Source organism: Streptomyces sp. NPDC031474, assembly GCF_055581185.1.
The window spans coordinates 74,700-93,550 of the sequence record NZ_JBVIJX010000002.1; the positions used below are offsets into that span (position 1 = coordinate 74,700).

An 18,851-nucleotide genomic window follows, 5' to 3' on the forward strand; every position below is an offset into this window, starting at 1 on the left:
GGACGGCGTGCACCGCGGATCCTTGGACGTGCTCGGCGCCGGTTGTCGGGTAGTGGGTCGCCGGGGTGCCGGGCGAACCGGGCGTGTCCGGGCCGTGTGCTGGCGCGACGGTGCCGTGTGGTGGGACGACGCTGCGGTGTGGTGGCGTCGCCGCACTGTATGGCCGCACGCCTTCGGGGTCCGGCCGCGCGTTCCGGCCCTTGCGGGTCGAGTCCGGGACCTCCGGTGTCGCGACCGGAGGCCCGGCGGGCGGCGCCGAGTGGTGCCGCGAGCTTCCCTCGGGCGGGGAGGACGGGCCCGATTGGCGTCGTGAGGCGGCCTCGGTTTTGCGAGGCGTGGCCGGGTTGTGTGGCGAGGTGTCCTCGGCCTGGGGGGCAGCGGCCGGGTGGTGCGGTGAGGTGTCCTTGGCCTGGGGAGCAGCGGCCTGGTGGTGTGGCGAGGTTTCCTCAGCCCGGTGAGAGGTGGCCGGGTGGTGCGGTGAGGTGTCCTCGGGCCGGTGGGACCGAGCCGGGGCGGGTGGTCGCATGCCGTCGGACGGGGGAGGCGTCGTCGGGCTGGGCGGTGGCGTGTGTTGGAGTGTGGGCGGTGGGGCCGGCTCACGGGGCGACGCGCTGTGAGCCTCGGGTGGCACGCGGGAAGCTCTTCGGGACGTGTCCCGCGTACTCGGTGCAGCGGACGTGCTGCGCGCCGACGCTTCGGCGTGCCCAGTCTCGGACGGCGTCGTCAGGGCGTGCGGCGAGGTGCCGTTGGTCGCCGCCGCCGCTGCCGTCGTCGTCGGGGTGTGTGCCGAGGTGTCGTCGGTCGTCCCCGTCTTCGAGGCGTGCGGGGCGGTGTCTTCGGTCTTGGCCGCCGTCCCCGGGGCGCCGGGTGTCCGGGGCTTGAGGCGGGCGCTCCGGGGTTTCGGGTGCCCGCCCGGTGCCTGTGCCGGTGGCGCTACCGCGGAGTCCGTGGGGGGCGCCTCGGCGCGCCGGCCCGGCGAGGACACGCTCGGCATGTCCTTCGGCGTCGCCGCAGTGGCGCGAGGCGAGCGGTTCGGACGAGGAGCGGGGCTCTCGCCAGGTGCGGAAGCGCCGCCCTCCACGCCGGTTGGCCGGCCCGTGTCGACCGGAACGGGACGGTCACCGGCCGGCGGAGCGTCCGCACCTGACCACGTCCGGGACGTCCGTCCGGGCGGCTCTGCCGTATCGCTGTCGGCGGCCCGGGGCCGGTCTCCCGGGAGAGGCGGCGAGGACGACGAGTGCCCGGCCGAGCCCGGCTCGCCCGGCGGCATGGAGGACATGGAGGACAAGGCCTCCGACGTGTCCGGGACGGGCGCCGCATCCGGCTCGTGAGAGCGGCCAGGGCCACCCTGACCGCTCGGCAGTCGCGGCGCACCCGGGTCGAACACGTTCGGCGTCAGCGGCCTGAGCCGCGGTCCCGGCGCCCCCAGCACCCGGTCCACGAAGTCGTTCATCCGGCGCTCGCCTCCAGATAGAACTGCCGCCGCGCCGGGCTGACCGCCAGCACCTCGGCCTCCGACCAGCCGTAGGCCCGCGCCAGGGTGTGCACCTCGTGCAGCAACTTGCGTGCGTAGCCGGAGACTTCGGTCCACAGGTGGTCGCCGATGTCCAGAGCGGCCTCCCAACGGTGCTCGCACTGCGGGCAGTTCAGGACGAGTACGGTGTCGGCCCCCGGGTCGAGCTCCGGGAGCCGTCGGGCCACGTCCTCGAGGACCTCGTCGGGCAGCTCCTCGGCGGGTGGACTGACGTGCACGACGCACCGGCGCAGCAGACTGCGACGCGCCCGGGGCGCCGTAGGATCGACGGCCCGGACGTCGCGGCCGGTGAGGGCCCGGTACGTGACCGTCATGCCGTACGTCGTCAGCGTCGCCGTAGCGGGCACGCGGCCCCCCGGGTCGGCGTCCGCGCCCGCCCCCGCGGGCCTCAACTCCCCGGCCGCCACGGTCACATCGAGGCTGTCACCGCACGCCGGGCAGTCCGCCGTACAGGGCAGCGCGTTGCCGAAAGCGCCGCAACGCAGCTCCAGCAGAAGGGCGTTGACGACGCTCAGGGGCAGGTCCGCGACGTCCCTACCGGCAGGCGCCGCCACCGAGGCGAGCAGGAGGGAGCGGGCCGCCGGGGTGCCGCCGAGCCCGCCCTCCCACACCTCCAGGACGTTCGCCTCCGTCAGTCGATGCGGCATGAGGTCACCCGGCGGTGTCGCTGAACTGCGGCTCCTGCGGCGGGTTGGTGTGCTCCCGCACCCAGCCGTGATGCTCCACCTTGATGTGCTCGAAGGCGACGGCGTTGGAGCCGGCGTCGAGTTCGGGAAGCCCCTGGTACTCGGAGACCCAGGCCTCGTGCACGGAGTAGGACAGCACCTGCTGGCCGCCCTCGTCGAAGACGTCGATGACGAGGTCCCGCCTGAAGTCCTTCAGGGACGTCTCCAGACCGCCCGCCGAGTTCTTCAGGCTCCAGACCCTGTTGGCCCACTCCTCGAACGCGGTGTCGATGGTGCAGCCGCGCTCCAGGGTGATGGCCTCGTACTCCGTGCGGCCGGGGAGCTTGCGACTGGTGCCCGGGTCGCCGCCGTCGCGGTGCCGGATGACCTCGGTGGTGCGTTTGAGTCCGCTGACCTTGCTGATTCCGGCGATATAGGCGGTCTCCCCGCTGAACTTCACCCGGAAGCGAAAGTTCTTGAAGGGGTCCCGGCGCGTGACTTCCGGCATCGGTCGTCCTCCTAGACCTGGATCTGTCCGGCGAGCTGCTGGATGTGCACGATCACGAACTCCGCGGGTTTGAGCGGGGCGAAGCCCACGTGGATGTTGACGATGCCCCGGTCGATGTCGTTCTGCGGGTTGGTGTCCTTGTCGCACTTGACCAGGTACGCCTCCTGAGGAGTCCGGCCCTGGAACGCGCCCGCGCGGAACAGCGAGTTCATGAAGGCGCCGACGTTCAGCCGGACCGACGCCCACAGGGGTTCGTCGTTGGGCTCGAACACCACCCACTGCGTGCCCCGGAACAGGCTCTCCTCGATGAACAGGGCCAGCCGGCGCACCGGGAGGTACTTCCACTCGTCCGCGAGGCGGTCGGCCCCGCGCAGGGTGCGTGCTCCCCAGGCGACCGGCCCGGCGGCCGGCAGCCGCCGCAGACAGTTCACGCCGACGGGGTTCAGCCGCCCGATCTCCAGATCGGTCAGCGGCACCTCCAGATCACTGACCCCGCTCAACGAGGCGTCCGTGCCGGCCGGTGCCTTCCAGACCCCTCGCTGCACATCGGTCCGCGCGAGGACACCGGCCATGACGCCGCAGGGCGGGAAGGGCCGGACGGCGCCGCCGAGGAGGGGGTCCGGGGCGAGGACGCGGGGGTAGTACAGCGCGGCGTTCTTGTCGGCCTCGTCGCCCTGTACGCCTGCCAGTCCGTCGAGGACGGAGTCCAGGTCACCCGTCCAGCTCGTAGGTGGGTCGACGAGGAGGACGGCACGCCGGTCGAGGCACAGTTTCAGCGCGGCATCCCGTACGCTCTTCGCGGCACCCGGGGCCTCGAACTGGTCCGGCAGGCACAGGATGTTGAAGATGTCCGTCTTCAACAACTGGTACAGGCCGGTCTTGTCGGCCGGGTTACCGGTGTACATGGTCGGTTCCGGAAGCTCCGCGGCTCCGTCGTCGTCCTCCCTCGGGCCGTAGCAGCACGGTTTCTTGTCTGCTGTCGTTGAGTTGAAGGGATCGGCATCCTTGGGGTCCGGGTCCGGGCTGGGTGCCGGGATCGCCTTGGCGGAAGTCTCGGCACGGACGAGCCGTGAGGACTGCAGGACGGTTTCCAGGTTGCGTGGACTGCCTGGCTCGATGCTGACGTTGAGGTATCGCTCCTGGGCACGGGTCTCCACGTCGTGGACCGTCAGGTTGAACAGCTTGCGCTTCGAATCCGGCGTGTCCTTGCCTTCCGAGGTGTCGTAGTCGACCCGAGCTCGGAGATTCAGCCCCCACCGTCCCGGGGAGGCGGCGACGAGAACGGCGGCGGGGGCGGGTGTGGGGGTGCTCGTGGCCCCGCTCGAAGGGGTGGAGGACGCGGCCGCCTTGCCACTGCCGCTCGCGTCGGCCGCGCCCTTCCCCTTCTTCTTGTCGTCGGAGGCGGCGCCCTCCCCCGAGGTGCCGGAGGTGGCAGCGTTGTCCCCTCCCTCGCTGCCACTGCTGCCACTGCCACTGCTGCTGCCGCTGCCGCTGCCGCCGCTGCCGCCCGCCGCGGCGGGCGCGGGCGCGGGCGTGGACGCCGGCTGGGTGGCCGCCGCTGCGGGCGGGCCGCCCGGAAGCTCCAGGTGGACCACCAGCGGGTCCTCCTTCACCACCCGGACGATCTCCGCCTCGCTCCCCCCGTTCAGATAGAACTGGTAGACCGCGTAGCTCATCGGGCACTTCGCCTGCAGCCCGCCGAAGACGGCCTCGTAGTCGGCCCAGCCGGTGATGTGCACCGGCCGGTCGGCCGGGCCGCGCGGCGCGTAGCCGACGAACGCGGCGACCGAGGTCGGTACGCCCGTGATGGTTCTGACGGAACTCTTGACCTCGTCGACGTAGACGCCCGGGTAGGTGACGTTCACCGGCATGCCGGCCCCTTTCTCCTCCTGGACGCAACGACTTGGAGGAATGCTGGTCGTGATCCGTGTTCACCGTATACACACGTCTCGTGACACTGCGCGATGAAAGGGCTGCCGCCTGCGTCGATCAGGTGAGGAGCCGACCTGGCGTCAGCAGAGGGGGACGCCCGGCAACTGGTTGTCCGGTGACCGGACGTAGATGTTGGTGATGTAGCCGCCGTACAGCGGCAGGTAGGCCCACCAGTCGTTGACGTACGGCGGCACCTCGACCTGCTGGCCCTGTTTCTGGCAGCGGATCAGCACCTCCACTCCCGCCGGCAGCTTGGTGAGCGCGGTCGAGGAGGTGGTCGTACCGGCGCGGACGCGTACGTCCGTGCCCCAGGTGCCGAACCAGGTGCCGGCCGGGTGCACGCCCCCGGGCACGTTCAGGGAGCGGACCAGCCGGTTGAGGTTGGTGTAGGCGGCGCCGAACGTGGTGCTCGTCGGCTGGAGGGTGAACACGGCGACGATCGAGCGGTCGCCGGCCCCGACGGTTCCGGTGGTGTGCAGTGCCCGCTGCGTCAGATCCACGTCGTCCGCCCCGGCCCCCGCCCCGGCCCCCGCCCTGGCCCCCGCCCTGGCTCCCGCCCCGGTTTTCGCCGGGGTCGCGCCCGTGACGGCGGTCGTTTCGGTGCAGTTGCCGGAGTCACCGAAGCCCGACCAGCCCTGCTTGACCGCCCACGGCTTCTCGAACGATGCCGGGATGCCGAAGCGCTGGTCGAATCCGTCGGTGCCGCACCGCGTGGACTGCCGCAGGTCGCCCATGACGAGGGTGCGGACCGGCTCGGGCGCGCTGTCCAGGAGGTAGCGGTAGATCCGTACGGTGTCGGCGGCGGACAGCGCCGTGTAGCCCCAGAAGCCCGGGTAGCCCGCCGGCGGCCCCGCGGTGTCGGCGAGGCCGAGGCGGGCGACCATCCGGGTGACGATCGCGCTGCCGCCGTTCTGCGCCCAGTAGTACGAGGCGCTCGCGTCGTCACTGGAGCGCAGCATCGTGTCGAGCCGGGCACGGTCGTCCGCGGGCAGGCTGTAGTCGGGGCCCAGGTTCCACAGGTGGTCGAGTGCGATGAGCAGTTTGACGACCGACGCGGACCGGAACCGCATCCGCGGATTGAGCTGTTCGGTGAAGGTCGCGGTCTGCCGGTCGAAGACCGCGACCCCCGCGGTCACCCCGGCCGGGACCTCGACCGCCCGCGCGGCGGTCGGCGCGTCCCGGGGCGCGACCGGCGCCGCCCCGGACGCGTGCGCCGTCGGCGCGGCCGCGCCGACCAGGACCGCCGCCAGCAGACACCACCTCCAGACGACCGCGAGGCCGCCTCGTACTCCCCTGCGTCTGCCTCGTACTGACCCGTACATCAGGATCCCCCGATCCTCGTGTGCCCGTGGAGTTGTCGATCCGGGAGCAGTCAATGTCCCGACCGCTCCCGCGGGAACCTCAGACATACGAGGGTCGAGCGGGTCCACGGCCTACAGGATCCGGGCGACGAGCAGGGCGACGTCGTCGTGGTCGTCGGGGTGGCGCAGGCCGTACAGCAGGAGGTCGCAGATCTCCTCCATGGGCCGTTCGGGTTCGTCGAGGAAGTTGAGGAGGACGTCGAGGCGGTCGTCGATGGAGTGGTGCCGGGTCTCGACGAGGCCGTCGGTGTAGAGGACCAGCAGGTCGCGGGGGACGAAGTCGGTCGTGGTGGTCTCGAAGGGGACGCCGCCGACGCCGAGCGGGGCGCCCGAGGGCAGGTCGAGCAGCCGGGGGGCATGGCCGGGGCCCGCCAGCGCGGGCGGCATGTGCCCCGCGTTGGCCATGCGGCACTGCCTGGTACGGGGGTCGTACACGGCGTACAGGCAGGTGACGATGTAGTGCTCCAGATCGCAGGTGATCTTGTCCAGGTGCTGGAGCACGGACCCGGGTTCGAGGTCCAGGTCCGCGTAGGCGCAGGTCGCGGTGCGCAGCCGGCCCATGGTGGCGGCGGCGTCGATACCGTTGCCCATGACGTCCCCGACGACCAGCGCCGTCTTGTCGTCGGTCAGCGGGATCACGTCGTACCAGTCGCCGCCGACCTCGCTGGTGGCCTGCGCGGGCTGGTAGCGGGAGGCGAGGTCGAGGCCGGTCTGGTGGGGTGCGTGGTCGGGCAGCAGACTGCGTTGCAGGGTGAGGGCGGTGTTGCGCACGCTCTGGAACCAGCGGGCGTTGTCGATGGCCACGGCCGCCCGGCCGGCCAGCTCGGAGGCGAGGACGACGTCGTCCTCGTCGAAGGGCAGCGGGTTGCCGGTGCGCTTGAGGTCGAGGGCGCCGAGCACCTCGCCGTGGGCGATCAGCGGCACCGCGAGATACGAGTGGACGCCGGCCCGGGCCAGCAGCGAGCCGGCCTCGGCGTCCCGGGCGATACGGGGAAGGTCCTGGTCGCCGACGTGCCGCACCAGCACCGGCCGGCCCGTGTGCACGCACAGGGTGACCAGCCGGTCGCCGTCGTAGGCCGCGAGGTCACCGGGCGGGTCGGCGGCGCGCAGTGCCACGGTGGGGTGGGCCGCCTTGAGCGCGAGGGCGCGGAACAGTTCCGGGCCGTCGTCCGGCCGGCGTGCGCGGCGGCAGGCGAGCGCGGAGTCGAGGATGTCCACGGCGACCACGTCGGCGAGCTGGGGGACGGCGATCTCGGCCAGTTCCCGGGCGGTCTCCTCCACCTCCAGCGTGGTGCCGACGCGCACGGAGGCGTCGGCGATGAGAGCGAGGCGGCGCCGGGCCCGGTCGGCCTCCGCGGCCGCGCGGTGCCGTTCGGTGACGTCGACGACCGAGGCGGCCGCGCCCAGGACCCGCCCGCCGGGGTCCTCCAGCCGGTAGAAGGACAGGGACCAGGCGTGCTCGTGGTCGGGGTCGGTGGGCGGGCGGCCCACGTGGTACTGGTCGAGCAGCGGCGTGCCGGTGGTGAGCACCTGACGCAGCGCGGACTCGATGGTGTCGACGTCGGTCAGCGGCAGCGTCTCCCTGAGGCCACGGCCCACATGGTCCTCGGCGGGGATGCCGTCGATGCGCTCCAGCGCCGGGTTGACGAGGAGGTAGCGCAGGTCGGGGTCGAGGAGGGCCAGGCCGATCGGGGACTGGGTGATCAGCCGCTCGCACAGCGCCAGATCCGTCTCGACGCGCTGGAGCAGGGTGTGGTCGGCGGCGATGCCCAGGGCGTAGACGTCGCCGACGTCGTCCAGCAGCCGCATGTTGCGGAACTCCATCAGACGGCTGCTGCCGTCCTTGTGCCGGATGGGGAAGGTGCCCGCCCAGCTCCGGCCGGTCTCCAGCACCTCCGTGAACAGCCTCACCACGGCCCTGAGATGTTCGGAGTGGATGAACAGCCGCGCCGCGTACTTGCCGAGGGCCTCGTCGGCGGTGTACCCGAAGAGCTCCTTCGCCTGCGGGGTCCAGAACACGATGCGCCCGTCGGCGTCGAGGACCATCGCGGACACGCTCAGCATGTCCAGCAGACCGGTGGGCGGGGGCGCGGAGCGGTACACGTCACCGTCGGACCGGGTGGGTTCGGCTGTCATCGCGGAACCTCCTCCAGCCCTTCCATGCTCCCTCCCGGCCGCCGTGTGCGGTAGCGGAGCGGGGCTTCGGCGGGCGCCGGCGGTGCCGTGCGGATCGGACGGACAAGCAGGACCATGGTGATGTGGAGGACGGCGCACCCATGGATTTCGCGCGAGAAGACTCCGACGCCCCGATGCCCACCGGGGCGCGTGATCTCCTCGACGCGTCCACCGACGCGGCGGCGGTCGTGTCCGCGGACGGTGTCGTGGTCGGCTGGACGCGCGCCGCGGAGGCGCTGCTCGGCCACCCCGCCTCGGAGGTGGTGGGCCGCTCGGCCGCCGACCTGGCCGCGATGGACCGGGATCCGGCGCGGGTGGCCGGCGTCGCCGAGCGCTGCCGCGCGGGCATGGGGTGGAGCGGTCGGGTCCTGCTGCGGCACCGGGACGGCCACGCCGTCGACGTCGACCTGCGGGTCTCCGCGTCGTTCTGTGTCGGTGCGCAGGAGTGCTTTCTGCTCTCCGCACGCGGGCAGAGCCGGCAGTGGACGCTGGGTCAGTCCGTCCTCGACGGGTTTCTGACCCGCTCTCCGGTCGGCATGGCGGTGATGGATCTGCAACTGCGCTACGTGTGGCTGAACGACACGTTGGAACGATTCGGCGGTGTGCCCCGCCCCCAGCGGCTGGGGCGCCGGCTGAGCGAGCTGCTGCCCGGGCTGCAGGCGGAGGCCATAGAGGGGCTGATGCGCAAGGTCCTGGAGACCAGGGCCCCGATCACCGACTACGAGTACCTCGGCTGGAGCTGGGCCGACCCGCACCGCCGGCGCGCCTACTCCACGTCCTTCTTCCCGCTGGTGAGCGCCGACGACTCGGTCTCCGGGGTCTGCTACATGGTCCAGGACGTCACCGAGCGGTGGACCGCCCGCCAACTGCTGGCGCTGGTCAACGAGGCCGGGGCGAGGGTCGGCACCACGCTGGACGTGATGCGCACGGCCCAGGAGCTAGCCGACTTCGCCGTCCCGCGCTTCGCGGACTTCGTCGTCGTCGACCTCCTGGAGCCGGTGCTCAGCACCGAAGGGCACGGCGCGTGGCTGACCGACGCGGGACCCGCGCCCGCCAAGCCGGTGATGCGGCGCGCCGGGATGGCGTCGGTGCGGGAGGGCTGCCCGGAGGCCGTGGTCCGCATCGGCGACCCGGTGGACTTCGTTCCTCCCACGCACGACGCGCAGCTGCTCATCGACGGCGAGCCGATCCTCATCCCGGTCCTCGACCCGTCCGACGAGGTGTGGCGGTCCGAAGAGCCCGAGCGGGCGGCGAACATCCGCCGGTTCGGACTGCACTCCCTCATCTCCGTGCCGATGCGGGCCCGCAACACCGTCCTGGGCCTCGCCACCTTCGTACGGTCGCTCAATCTCGTCTCGTTCCGGCCCGACGACGTGCTGCTGGCCCGGGAACTGGTGGCGCGGGCGGCGCTGTGCGTGGACAACGCCCGCCGGTACACCCGGGAGCACACGGCGGCGGTCACCCTGCAGCGCAGTCTGCTGCCGCACGCCCTGGCGGGCGGCACCGCGCTGGAGGTGGCCTCCAGCTACCTGCCCGCGGACCCGACCGACGGGGTGGGCGGCGACTGGTTCGACGTGATCCCGCTGTCCGGGGCCCGGGTGGGGCTCGTCGTCGGCGACGTGGTGGGGCACGGCATCGCCGCCGCGGCGACCATGGGCCGGCTGCGCACGGCGGTGCAGACCCTCGCCGACATGGAGATGCCGCCGGACGAACTGCTGGCCCACCTCGACGACCTCGTGCTGCGGCTGAGCGCCGAGAAGACCGACGGCACGGCGGCCCAGCAGGGCACGACCGCCTTCCTCGGCGCGACCTGCCTGTACGCCGTCTACGACCCGGTCACCAGGCGGTGCACGATGGCCCGGGCCGGACACCCGCCGCCCGTCGTCGTCGCCCCCGGCGGACAGGTGTCCTTCCCCGAGCCGCCGGCCGGGCCCCCGCTGGGGCTCGGCGGGATGGCGTTCGAGTCCACCGAGATCGAACTCGCCGAGAACAGTCTGATCGGCCTCTACACCGACGGCCTCATCGCGGGCGCCGACCGTGACCTGGAACACGGCATGACCCGGCTCGGCGAGGTACTGGCCCGGTCCGGCACCGATCTGGGGACGATGTGCACCTCGGCGGTGCAGCGGCTGGTGCCCGTGCCCCAGCCCGACGACATCGCCCTGCTCCTGGCCCGCACGCACGCGCTGGCCGCCGACCACGTCGTCTCCTGGGAGGTCCCCGCGGACCCGGCCGCCGTGGCCGAGGTCCGGGCCCGGGCGACACGCCAGGTGGCGGCCTGGGGGCTGGCGGAGCTGGCCATGACGTCCGAACTCATCGTGAGCGAACTGGTCACCAACGCCGTCCGCTACGCCACACCCCCCATCCGGCTGCGGCTCCTTCTCGACTCGCGCCTGACCTGCGAGGTCTCCGACGCCAGCAGCACCGCCCCGCGACTGAGACACGCCCGGATCACGGACGAAGGGGGCCGCGGCCTCTTCCTGGTGGCCCAGCTCGCCCATCGATGGGGCGCCCGGTACACGACCGCCGGAAAGATCATCTGGGCCGAGCAGGAGATCCCGTGACAAGGCCGGGTCCGGCGGGGCGCCCGTCGGCTCACCAGCTGGGCTTGGCGACGTTGCCGTAGGACCAGTGGGAGCCCTTGGACATCTCGAAGTGCAGATGCGGCCCGGTGGAGTTGCCGGTCGTGCCCACCTTTCCGAGCTGCTGCCCGGCGGCGACCTTCTGCCCGGCCTTCACCTGCCGCTGCGAGAGATGGCAGTAGGTGTAGACGTGACCGTTGTCCGCCGCCAGCCCGATCCACTGGCCGTATGCGTCGCCGGCGCCGTTCGACCAGGCGATGGTGCCGCTGCGCACGGCGACCACGGGAACCCCGGGCCTGGCGGCGAAGTCCTCCCCGGTGTGCCGGCCGACACCGTCGGGCCGCCACTGGTAGGGGCCGGGCTGGTAGAAGGCGAAGGTGACCTTGTGTCCCGGCACGGGCGACGGCACATGCCCCTTGCCGGCGGGCGCCGCGCCGGTGCAGTCGACCTTGAAGCCGGCGTGGCGGCCGAGGGCGGTGAGGGAGGTGCAGCCGGGTGTGCCGTCGGCGTCGGCTCCTTTGAAGCCCTGGGCGATCTGTTCGGCGCGGTAGGCGGCTCTGGTCTGTTCGCCGAAGAGGCCGGTGGCGCCGTCGGGGATCTTGTGTCCTCGGGCGATGAGGGCTTTCTGTACGGTGCGTACGTCCTCGTTCTTCATGCCGAAGCGGACGTGTGACAGGGCGACCATGACGGGCTCCTAGTATCCGTGGGGAGCGCGGTGCGGGTCCGCCTGTTGGACGAGGGCGGCGAAATTCGAGCCGGACCGGTTCACGTGATAGCGGGCGCGTACGTAGTTGACCGTCGCGCACATGTCCGCGACCACGTCGTAGGGCGTGGTGGCGGTGCCCGCCTGGTGGTAGGCGGCGAAGGTGGTCGGAATGCACTGGGTGGCGCCGCGGGAGCAGTTCAGGGGGTGACCGTCGGCGGCCTTCGGCCCGTGCGCGTTGACGTCCGTCGTGTTCACCCGGAACTTCGGGCTGTTGTGGGCGGACTCGCGCTTGGTGATGGTCGTGAGCGCCGGAACCCCGAACTTCGGGTCCATGCCGGTCAGTTGACACGCCGTACGGGCGTAGCGCTGCATGGCGGCCTCCCCGGAGTCGTCGCCGGGGTCGCGGTAGGTGACCTGGGCGAGGCTGAGCCGTCCGCCGCCGGAGGCGGGCGCCGCGCCGGTGCAGTCGACCTTGAAGCCGGCGTGGCGGCCGAGGGCGGTGAGGGAGGTGCAGCCGGGCGTGCCGTCGGCGTCGGCTCCTTTGAAGCCCTGGGCGATCTGTTCGGCGCGGTAGGCGGCTCTGGTCTGTTCGCCGAAGAGGCCGGTGGCGCCGTCGGAGATCTTGTGTCCTCGGGCGATGAGGGCTTTCTGTACGGTGCGTACGTCCTCGTTCTTCTTACCGAAGCGGACGTTGGACAGGGCGACCATGACGGCTCGGCTCCTCTCGTCTCGTCAGTTCCAGCCGGTCACGGTGAGGCGGATCCGCGCGTCGTCACCGAGGATCGGTCGGGTCGTGGCGGGCAGCGGGATGCCGGCCACCCATGTGCCGGGCGCGGCGTCCTCGTCGACGAGGACCGAACCGGTCTGCTCGTACTGGCCGATGGGGCCCGAGATGGCGGAGTTCCAGGTGGCCCGCAGCGCGGGAGAGCCGTTGTCGCCGGCGACGTCGACGACGAGGATGTCGTCGAAGTCCGCCGTCTGCTCGATGTGGTCCTGGAAGTCCAGGAAGCCGTTGGCGCGGGTGCGCAGGGACAGGATCCGCAGATGCAGCGCGTACCGCATGGAGCCGGAACCCTGGGGACTGGCCAGGTTCTCGCACAGGAAGGTGTGCGCCAGCGGGACCGCCCCGTCGGAGCCCGGGCCGGTCTGCCCGGGCACGCTCTCCGCGGGCACGCTGTCCATCCCGTTCTGCAGTTGGATCGGACACCACTGGGCGCTCTTGCGCTCGTGCATCACGATCTGCAGACCGCGCACCGACAGAGCGACCTCCGCCTGCCACGCCGTGTCCTTGCGCCGCGGAATGCGGTGGTCGACGAGGTCGGCCTCGACCATGAGGTCGCCGAACAGGAAGCGCCGCAGATTCTGGTAGCCCTCCTCGGAGTTGACGAGCCCATAGCGTCCGCTGTGGCTGCGGTGCACATAGGCCCGATGGGCGCCGGGGACGTACGCGTTGTCGATCTGCACCAGGCCGTCGCTGCGCGGCCCGACCACGGCGGACGACAGACCGTACGCCACGTCGTAGTCGGCCGGATCGGTGCCGACCAGACAGAAGACCTGACGGAGCGGGAACGCGTACGCCTCGTCGACGGGGGTCATCGAGCGGGGATCCCAGTCGTCCTTCGGTTTCTGCTCGGCGCCGGCGCCCGGCGTCAGGTACTGGTGCATCCGCTCACGGCCGAAGATCTCGGCGCCGTTGACGCCGATCGCGTCCCGCAGCCGCTCCAGCGCGCCGAAGCCGAAGTCGAAGGCGATGCCCCCGTGCGGGGTGCCGTAGGTGAAGAACTTGGCGACGACGTCGGTGGGCTTGACCTGTGCCTCCGGCAGGATTTTCTGGATCAGACAGCGGCAGATCAGACCGCCCATGGAGTGCGCGACCAGATGGACGCGTTGCGTCCCCGACTTCGCCGTGACCTTCTTGATCAGCTCGTACAGATCCTCCGCGGCGTCCTCCATGCGGAATTCCCTGGGCTTTCCTCCCCAGGTGCTCGCCGACGGATCGTAGAAGCGGTGGATCCAGATGGTGTCGGCCGGAATGGCGGGCTGGGTGTCCAGGTAGTTCTCCTGGCTGCCCTCCACGAGGATCTGGTACTGCTCGTCCATGTGCAGCCGCAACAGCGGGCTTTCGAACTGGTAGAAGTCCGGCTCGTCGTCCGGTCCGACCCGGATGTGCGTGGAGCCCTCGTTGAATCCGTAGAACGGGTCCGCGACGGCGTTGTTGATGCCCGACTGGCCGCCGGCGAAGCCGCGGACGTAGATGACGGGGAGTTTCGGGGACTGGGACATGACGGTCCGCCTGGGGTCGGCGCTCACCGACGTCCGGAAGCCGTGCGTCCGGGCGGTCGGCGAAGACGTGGGAGAGACAGGGCATCGCGACAGGGCATCGCGACCTCCTCATCGATCCGGGCCGAAGCCGGGATCCGCGGGGTCGGCAAGGACGACGTCGTAGCCGAAGCAGTGGCCGCCTCCCACGTTACGGAGCCGCCGTCAGCACGGCGTCATCCTGCCGTCACCGGCCACGCGAGGCGACGGAGTTGCACCGCGTGGTCAGCGGGCCGAGACTTGGAATACGGAGGTCTCCTCGACGGACGGCACGCCCTCGGCCCTGGACGGCACGCCCTCGACGGACGGCACGCCCTCGGCGTTGCACCAGCGAATCATCACCCGTGACGCGCCGCCGGCGAGGCCGGGCAGCGAGCCTTCGACGGCGCGCGCTCACGCACCACACTGTGAGCGAGGCGATCAAGGTGGCGTTCCCTCCTCCCCGGTTGCGGTTGCTCGGCCAGTTCCGGCTGGAGACCGGGACCGGGGCCGTCGAACTGTGCCGCAACGGCCAGCGGCTCCTGGCGTTCATGGGGCTGCGCAGCCGGGTCTCCCGCACGGTCCTCGCCGGCACGCTGTGGCCCGACGTCACCGAGGAGCACGCCCGGGGCAGCCTGCGCACCACCCTGTGGAAACTGCCGCGCGGAGAACCGCCGTTGATCGCCTGCTGCCGCGACGCGCTGCTCATCGCCCCGGCCCTGCGCGTGGACGTCCACACCCTCACCCGGACGGCACTCGGCGTGGTCAGGGGCTGCGGCCCACCCCCTGACGCCCGCCGGCCGCTCGGGCTCCTGGTCGGCGAGGACCTGCTGCCGGGCTGGGACGAGGACTGGGTCCTGGTGGAGCGGGAACGCCTGCGGCAACTGCGGCTGCACGCACTCGACGCCCTGGCCGAGGCCCTGATCCGGCAGGGCAGACCGGCCCTGGCGATGGAGGCAGCGTGGGCGAGCCTGCGCGCGGAACCCCTGCGGGAGAGTGCGCACCGGGCCGTCGTCTCGGCGCATCTCGCCGAGGGCAACGTCAGCGAGGCGGTGCGCCACTACCACGCCTTCCGCCGGTTGCTGAACGAGGAACTGGGCGTCGAGCCCTCGCCCCGGTTCGCCCGGATGCTCCCCGGGCGGCTCGGCCGATCGTACTGAGACCCTCGGCGCCCTCGGCGTCCGATGCCGACAACTCGGGCTCATGGGGCGGGAGTTGTCATACTGTGGAGAGATGGCGCTGCATCACCACAGCGAGAACCCGTGGCGGGTGAGGGTGGACGACGAGCGCGGGACCCCCTGTGGTGCGGGGGTGCTGCTCGACGACAGACACGTGCTGACCTGCGCGCATGTCGTCCGCCGCGCCGAGGCGCAGCCGCAGGGGATCGCGGACCACGTGCGGATCAGAAGTGTGGCGTGCGGTCCGGAGTGGATGCGCACCGCCCGGGTGGTCCCGGGATCGTGGGTGCACGAGGAGGGCGCGCGGCGCGGCGACGTGGCGCTGCTCGCCCTGGGCGAGCCCGTCGACTGCGGCACCAGGACCGCCCTGTGGAAGGTGCCCATCTCGGGCGGCAGGGTGCGGGTCTACGGCTTTCCGCAGGCCGAGCCGTACGGCATGGGGACGGACGCCGAACTGGCGGGTTCCGGCTGGCGCCAGGGCGAGTGGGGACTGCTGAAACGGATACGCGCCGGCGACCCCTGGATCCAGCCGGGCTATTCGGGCGCCGGGGTGGTGGCCCTGGACGGCGAGTTCGAAGGGAAGGTCATCGGCCTCGTGGTCGCCGACTACGACGACGGCGACGCCAGGGCGGCCTGGATGATGCCGACCGAGACGCTGCTGACCTACCTGCCCGGCATCCAGAAGTTCGCCGGCGGCCACCGCGCCGACGAACTGGGGCCGTCCGGCGGCGAGTTGCCCAAGGACGTGCTGGGCGACCCGCTGCGACTCGCCCTCACCCAGGAACTCACCCGGCTGCTCGACGGAGGATGGTCGGGCACCGTCGTCGTCGGCACCGACGCCTCGGTCGGGGCGGGCTCCTCATGGCTGGTGCGTCTGGTGCGCACGGCCGACCCGGCCGCCCGGGCGGCCGTCTCCGACGCCGAGCTGACCGGCGCGCCCGGCGGCACGGTCCTCGGGCTCGGCTCCATCGACGCGGCCTACGACGCCTGCGGCAAGTCCGTCGCCGAGGTGCGCCGCTATCTGCTGGGCCGGTTCGGGCTGCGCGCGGAGAACGACCGTGACGCGGTGCGCCGGCTGGTGCACCGCCGGCCGCCCGCGTGTCTGGTGGTGGGCCGCGTCGACCGGGCAGCGGACCCCGCCGCACTCGTCCGGGACCTGCTGGGGCCGTTGGCCGGCCGGGCCCGCTCGCGCGGACTGCGCCTCGTCCTGGGCTTCGAGGACCGGCCGCCCGCCGATCTCGCCCATGACGTGTCCCTCGACCCCGCCCCGATCGGCGGGTCGCCCTCCCGGAGCGTGACCTCGGCAGAGGCCCAGGCCGTCGTCGGGCAGCTCGCCGACGAGGAGGAGGCGGCGGCCCGGCTGTGGGCGCGCTGGGGAGGGAAGTTCTTCGCCGCCCCACGGTTGCCGAACAGCGTCGCACCCCGTCTGCGGGTCCGGCTGGCCGTCGCCCGCACCACGGAGCCGAACCCCGAACTCGCCGCCGTCCACGACCGCGCCGTGGAGGCCCGCGCCGAGCTCGCCGGGTTCGACCGCGCCCTGCGGCGGCAGATCCTCAGCCACGACGACCTCGGCACGAGCCTGGAACTGCACCGTGTGCGCGCCGCGCGGTTCTTCGGCGACGAGGACCGGCGGCTCGCCGACCTCCACGCCCCCGCCGCCCGTGCGCTGCAGACCGTACCCATCGACCTCACCGCCGCCCGCCGGCTGGTCAAGCGCTACACCGACGAGGTCAACCGCCGGATCGACGAAGGGTGACGCCGTGCCGATGTGCAACCGCGCCGACTGCGGCCTGGGCGAGATCGACGAGCAGGGCTTCTGCCCGAGGTGCGACCGGCAGCCCTTGCCGCAGGAAGGCGCCGCCGCCCGGCCCGCCGCATCACCCGCCGCCACGGCCGTACCGGCGCAGGGGGCCGGCGTCGGCGTGGCGCAGGTGCGGCCCGACCCCTGGTACGGCCTCGGCCTGATCGACGCCGACCACGCCCCCGAACTTCCGGAGATACCTTCCCCCACGGCGGGCCCGGTCCCCGAGGAACACCGCTACTGCGCGAATCCCGTGTGCGGGAAACCGGTCGGCAGGGGCCACGGCGACGAGCCGGGCCGGACCGCGGGATTCTGCCCCCACTGCGGCACCGCCTTCGACTTCGCCCAGCCCCAGGGCCTCACCCTCGCCGGCCGCTACGACGTCGAGCGCGTCCTCGGCTCGGGGGCCTACGGGGCGGCCTACCTCACCCACGACCGCAACCTCGAGACCCGGGTGGTCCTCAAGGTCCTCAACAGGTCGGTGGCCAGGACGGCCGAGCACGAGCGGAACATACTGGTCGGACTCCGGCACGACAGCATCGTCCGCATCCTGGGCTACGAGCCCGAGGGGCCGCACCTGGTGCTCGAGTACGTCCCGGGCGAGCCGCTCTCGGCCCGGGAGGGCGACCGGCTCGAAATCCTCCTCGGGCACGGGGTGCGCATCCTTCAGGCGCTCGACTACCTGCACGCCAGGGGCCTGCTGCACTGCGACGTCAAGCCCCTGAACATCATCCGGTTCCGGGAGGAGGGCTCCGCGGGCTCCGCCCGGCCCCTCGACCGGGTCCGCCTCATCGACTTCGGCGCGGTGCGGTCCCAGGACGAACCCGGGCCGATCGTCGCGTACACCGCGCCCTACGCGCCCCCGGAGGGCGACCCGGAGCATCTGCAGCCCACCCCCGGCTTCGACCTGTACGGGCTCGGGAAGACGCTGCGGGAGGTGTGCCGCTCGCACTGCACCGATCGCGCCGCCCCCGGAGTCGACTCGCTGATGCTGCTCCTGAACCGCGCCACGGACACCGCCGTGCCCCAGCGGAGATTCGTTTCCTCGCGTCAGTTCGGGGAGCAGCTCAGCGGAGTGATCCGGCAGATCGTGGCAGCACCGCCGGCCCGTCGCCAGGTGGCCCGTCCGTCGGCGCTGTTCGGCTCGATCACCGAGCCGCTGCACGGCGGACTGGGCGCGCCGCGACCGCTCGACCACTGGGTCCGGGCGGTCGCGACCGACGACGCGACGCTGACCATGCCCGCCCCGTTCTCCTGCCCCCGCCCCCAGGACATGGCGGCGGCGCTCCCCACCCCCCTCTCCGATCCCGATGACCCGCGCGTCGGCGACTCGGCCGGGAACGCGCTCGCCGAGAGCAGGCTCGCCCTGCGCCGCGGCGACGCGGACCGGGCCGCCGAGGCCCTCGCCCGCGCGGACCTGCCCGACTGGCACTGGCTGCACGCCTGGTACTCCGGTCTGATCGCGCTGGCCCGCGAGAACGTGCCGAGAGCCGTCGGCCACTTCACCGAGGTCCGACAGACCCTGCCGGGTGAACTGATCCCGCAGCTCGCGCTCGGCCTGTGCGCCGAGTTCCGCGACGACCGCGACGCCGCCCGCTCGCACTACGGCACCGTCTTCGACACCACCCCCGCGATCGGCCCGGCCGGCTTCGGCCTGGCCCGCGTACACCTGCTGGCCGACCGGCGAGCGGAAGCGGTGGCCACCGCCGAGCGTCTGACCGAGGAGTTCCGCTACGAACGCGAGGCGCGCGTCGCGGCCGTCCGACTGCTCGTCACGGTCCTCGCCGAGCCGGACCACACCGCGCCCACCGAGGATGACCTGACCAGGGCCCGAGCGGCGCTGGACGGCCTCCACGCGGACGACGCCGCGGCCACCGGCCTCGGGGCCGAGATCCAGTACGCCGAGTTCCTGCGCACCCACGACCGGCTGAAGCTGTCCGAAGCGGTCCGCGGGCTCGGCGCCCACGCTCCCACCGAACGCGCGTACGTCGCCCTGGTGGACCTGGCGAACCGGCTGCGGCCGGTGCCGGCCCGGGGCTGGCCGGGCCGCCGCAGCCGAACCCGCCGTACCCGTTTCGCAGCCACACCCGACACGCTAAGCTCCTGACCCG

The 18,851-nt window shown here is 72.4% G+C and carries 12 protein-coding genes; 4 read left to right on the forward strand and 8 right to left on the reverse strand.

The window, feature by feature from the left end:
* Positions 1–1,449: 1,449 nt before the first annotated feature.
* The 5 genes from ACZ5SK_RS03440 to ACZ5SK_RS03460 form a co-directional block, all read right to left on the reverse strand.
* The gene (locus ACZ5SK_RS03440; RefSeq protein ID WP_334582917.1) at positions 1,450–2,181 is read right to left on the reverse strand and encodes a hypothetical protein; all 732 of its coding nucleotides are present in this window, start codon (positions 2,179–2,181) and stop codon (positions 1,450–1,452) included.
* Between the two features lie 4 nt (positions 2,182–2,185).
* Positions 2,186–2,707: a phage tail protein gene (locus ACZ5SK_RS03445; RefSeq protein ID WP_093771588.1), complete on the reverse strand. Its 522-nt coding sequence runs from the start codon at positions 2,705–2,707 to the stop codon at positions 2,186–2,188.
* An 11-nt stretch (positions 2,708–2,718) separates the two neighbouring features.
* Positions 2,719–4,578 (reverse strand): phage tail sheath family protein, encoded by a 1,860-nt coding sequence (locus tag ACZ5SK_RS03450; RefSeq protein ID WP_361704283.1) that lies wholly within the window; start codon positions 4,576–4,578, stop codon positions 2,719–2,721.
* A gap of 141 nt (positions 4,579–4,719) precedes the next feature.
* Complete coding sequence (locus ACZ5SK_RS03455) at positions 4,720–5,961, reverse strand: hypothetical protein (protein ID WP_361704280.1); 1,242 nt, start codon at positions 5,959–5,961, stop codon at positions 4,720–4,722.
* A gap of 111 nt (positions 5,962–6,072) precedes the next feature.
* Complete coding sequence (locus ACZ5SK_RS03460) at positions 6,073–8,136, reverse strand: SpoIIE family protein phosphatase (protein ID WP_334582914.1); 2,064 nt, start codon at positions 8,134–8,136, stop codon at positions 6,073–6,075.
* 140 nt (positions 8,137–8,276) lie between these two features.
* Here ACZ5SK_RS03460 and ACZ5SK_RS03465 point away from each other — a divergent pair, with 140 nt between their 5' ends.
* Positions 8,277–10,739, forward strand: coding sequence for a SpoIIE family protein phosphatase (locus ACZ5SK_RS03465; RefSeq protein ID WP_334582913.1), 2,463 nt, complete (start codon positions 8,277–8,279; stop codon positions 10,737–10,739).
* A 31-nt stretch (positions 10,740–10,770) separates the two neighbouring features.
* On the opposite strand, the gene ACZ5SK_RS03470 is transcribed toward ACZ5SK_RS03465, so the two are convergent.
* Genes ACZ5SK_RS03470 through ACZ5SK_RS03480 form a run of 3 tightly spaced genes read right to left on the reverse strand, consistent with a single transcriptional unit; the run spans position 10,771 to position 13,746 of the window.
* Positions 10,771–11,442: a peptidoglycan DD-metalloendopeptidase family protein gene (locus tag ACZ5SK_RS03470; protein ID WP_361704276.1), complete on the reverse strand. Its 672-nt coding sequence runs from the start codon at positions 11,440–11,442 to the stop codon at positions 10,771–10,773.
* A 9-nt stretch (positions 11,443–11,451) separates the two neighbouring features.
* The gene (locus ACZ5SK_RS03475; RefSeq protein ID WP_361704273.1) at positions 11,452–12,171 is read right to left on the reverse strand and encodes a peptidoglycan-binding protein; all 720 of its coding nucleotides are present in this window, start codon (positions 12,169–12,171) and stop codon (positions 11,452–11,454) included.
* A gap of 24 nt (positions 12,172–12,195) precedes the next feature.
* The gene (locus ACZ5SK_RS03480) at positions 12,196–13,746 is read right to left on the reverse strand and encodes an esterase/lipase family protein (RefSeq protein ID WP_334582910.1); all 1,551 of its coding nucleotides are present in this window, start codon (positions 13,744–13,746) and stop codon (positions 12,196–12,198) included.
* 443 nt (positions 13,747–14,189) lie between these two features.
* Between ACZ5SK_RS03480 and ACZ5SK_RS03485 the strand changes: the two genes are divergently transcribed.
* The 3 genes from ACZ5SK_RS03485 to ACZ5SK_RS03495 all read left to right on the forward strand — a co-directional run bounded on the left by ACZ5SK_RS03485 (position 14,190) and on the right by ACZ5SK_RS03495 (position 18,847).
* Positions 14,190–14,921: an AfsR/SARP family transcriptional regulator gene (locus ACZ5SK_RS03485; RefSeq protein WP_361704270.1), complete on the forward strand. Its 732-nt coding sequence runs from the start codon at positions 14,190–14,192 to the stop codon at positions 14,919–14,921.
* 73 nt (positions 14,922–14,994) lie between these two features.
* A complete protein-coding gene (locus ACZ5SK_RS03490; protein ID WP_361704267.1) occupies positions 14,995–16,695 on the forward strand; it encodes a trypsin-like peptidase domain-containing protein in 1,701 nt (566 codons plus the stop codon).
* A 10-nt stretch (positions 16,696–16,705) separates the two neighbouring features.
* Positions 16,706–18,847, forward strand: coding sequence for a tetratricopeptide repeat protein (locus ACZ5SK_RS03495; protein WP_334583804.1), 2,142 nt, complete (start codon positions 16,706–16,708; stop codon positions 18,845–18,847).
* Positions 18,848–18,851: the final 4 nt, after the last annotated feature.

What these genes read in the sequence shown, in the direction of transcription:
- ACZ5SK_RS03460 (WP_334582914.1), bottom strand. Translation starts at nt 8,136, where the DNA reads ATGACAGCCGAACCCACCCGGTCCGACGGTGACGTGTACCGCTCCGCG.
- ACZ5SK_RS03450 (WP_361704283.1), bottom strand. Translation starts at nt 4,578, where the DNA reads ATGCCGGTGAACGTCACCTACCCGGGCGTCTACGTCGACGAGGTCAAG.
- ACZ5SK_RS03445 (WP_093771588.1), bottom strand. Translation starts at nt 2,707, where the DNA reads ATGCCGGAAGTCACGCGCCGGGACCCCTTCAAGAACTTTCGCTTCCGG.
- ACZ5SK_RS03490 (WP_361704267.1), top strand. Translation starts at nt 14,995, where the DNA reads ATGGCGCTGCATCACCACAGCGAGAACCCGTGGCGGGTGAGGGTGGAC.
- ACZ5SK_RS03495 (WP_334583804.1), top strand. Translation starts at nt 16,706, where the DNA reads ATGTGCAACCGCGCCGACTGCGGCCTGGGCGAGATCGACGAGCAGGGC.
- ACZ5SK_RS03475 (WP_361704273.1), bottom strand. Translation starts at nt 12,171, where the DNA reads ATGGTCGCCCTGTCCAACGTCCGCTTCGGTAAGAAGAACGAGGACGTA.
- ACZ5SK_RS03455 (WP_361704280.1), bottom strand. Translation starts at nt 5,961, where the DNA reads ATGTACGGGTCAGTACGAGGCAGACGCAGGGGAGTACGAGGCGGCCTC.
- ACZ5SK_RS03465 (WP_334582913.1), top strand. Translation starts at nt 8,277, where the DNA reads ATGGATTTCGCGCGAGAAGACTCCGACGCCCCGATGCCCACCGGGGCG.
- ACZ5SK_RS03480 (WP_334582910.1), bottom strand. Translation starts at nt 13,746, where the DNA reads ATGTCCCAGTCCCCGAAACTCCCCGTCATCTACGTCCGCGGCTTCGCC.
- ACZ5SK_RS03470 (WP_361704276.1), bottom strand. Translation starts at nt 11,442, where the DNA reads ATGGTCGCCCTGTCACACGTCCGCTTCGGCATGAAGAACGAGGACGTA.
- ACZ5SK_RS03440 (WP_334582917.1), bottom strand. Translation starts at nt 2,181, where the DNA reads ATGCCGCATCGACTGACGGAGGCGAACGTCCTGGAGGTGTGGGAGGGC.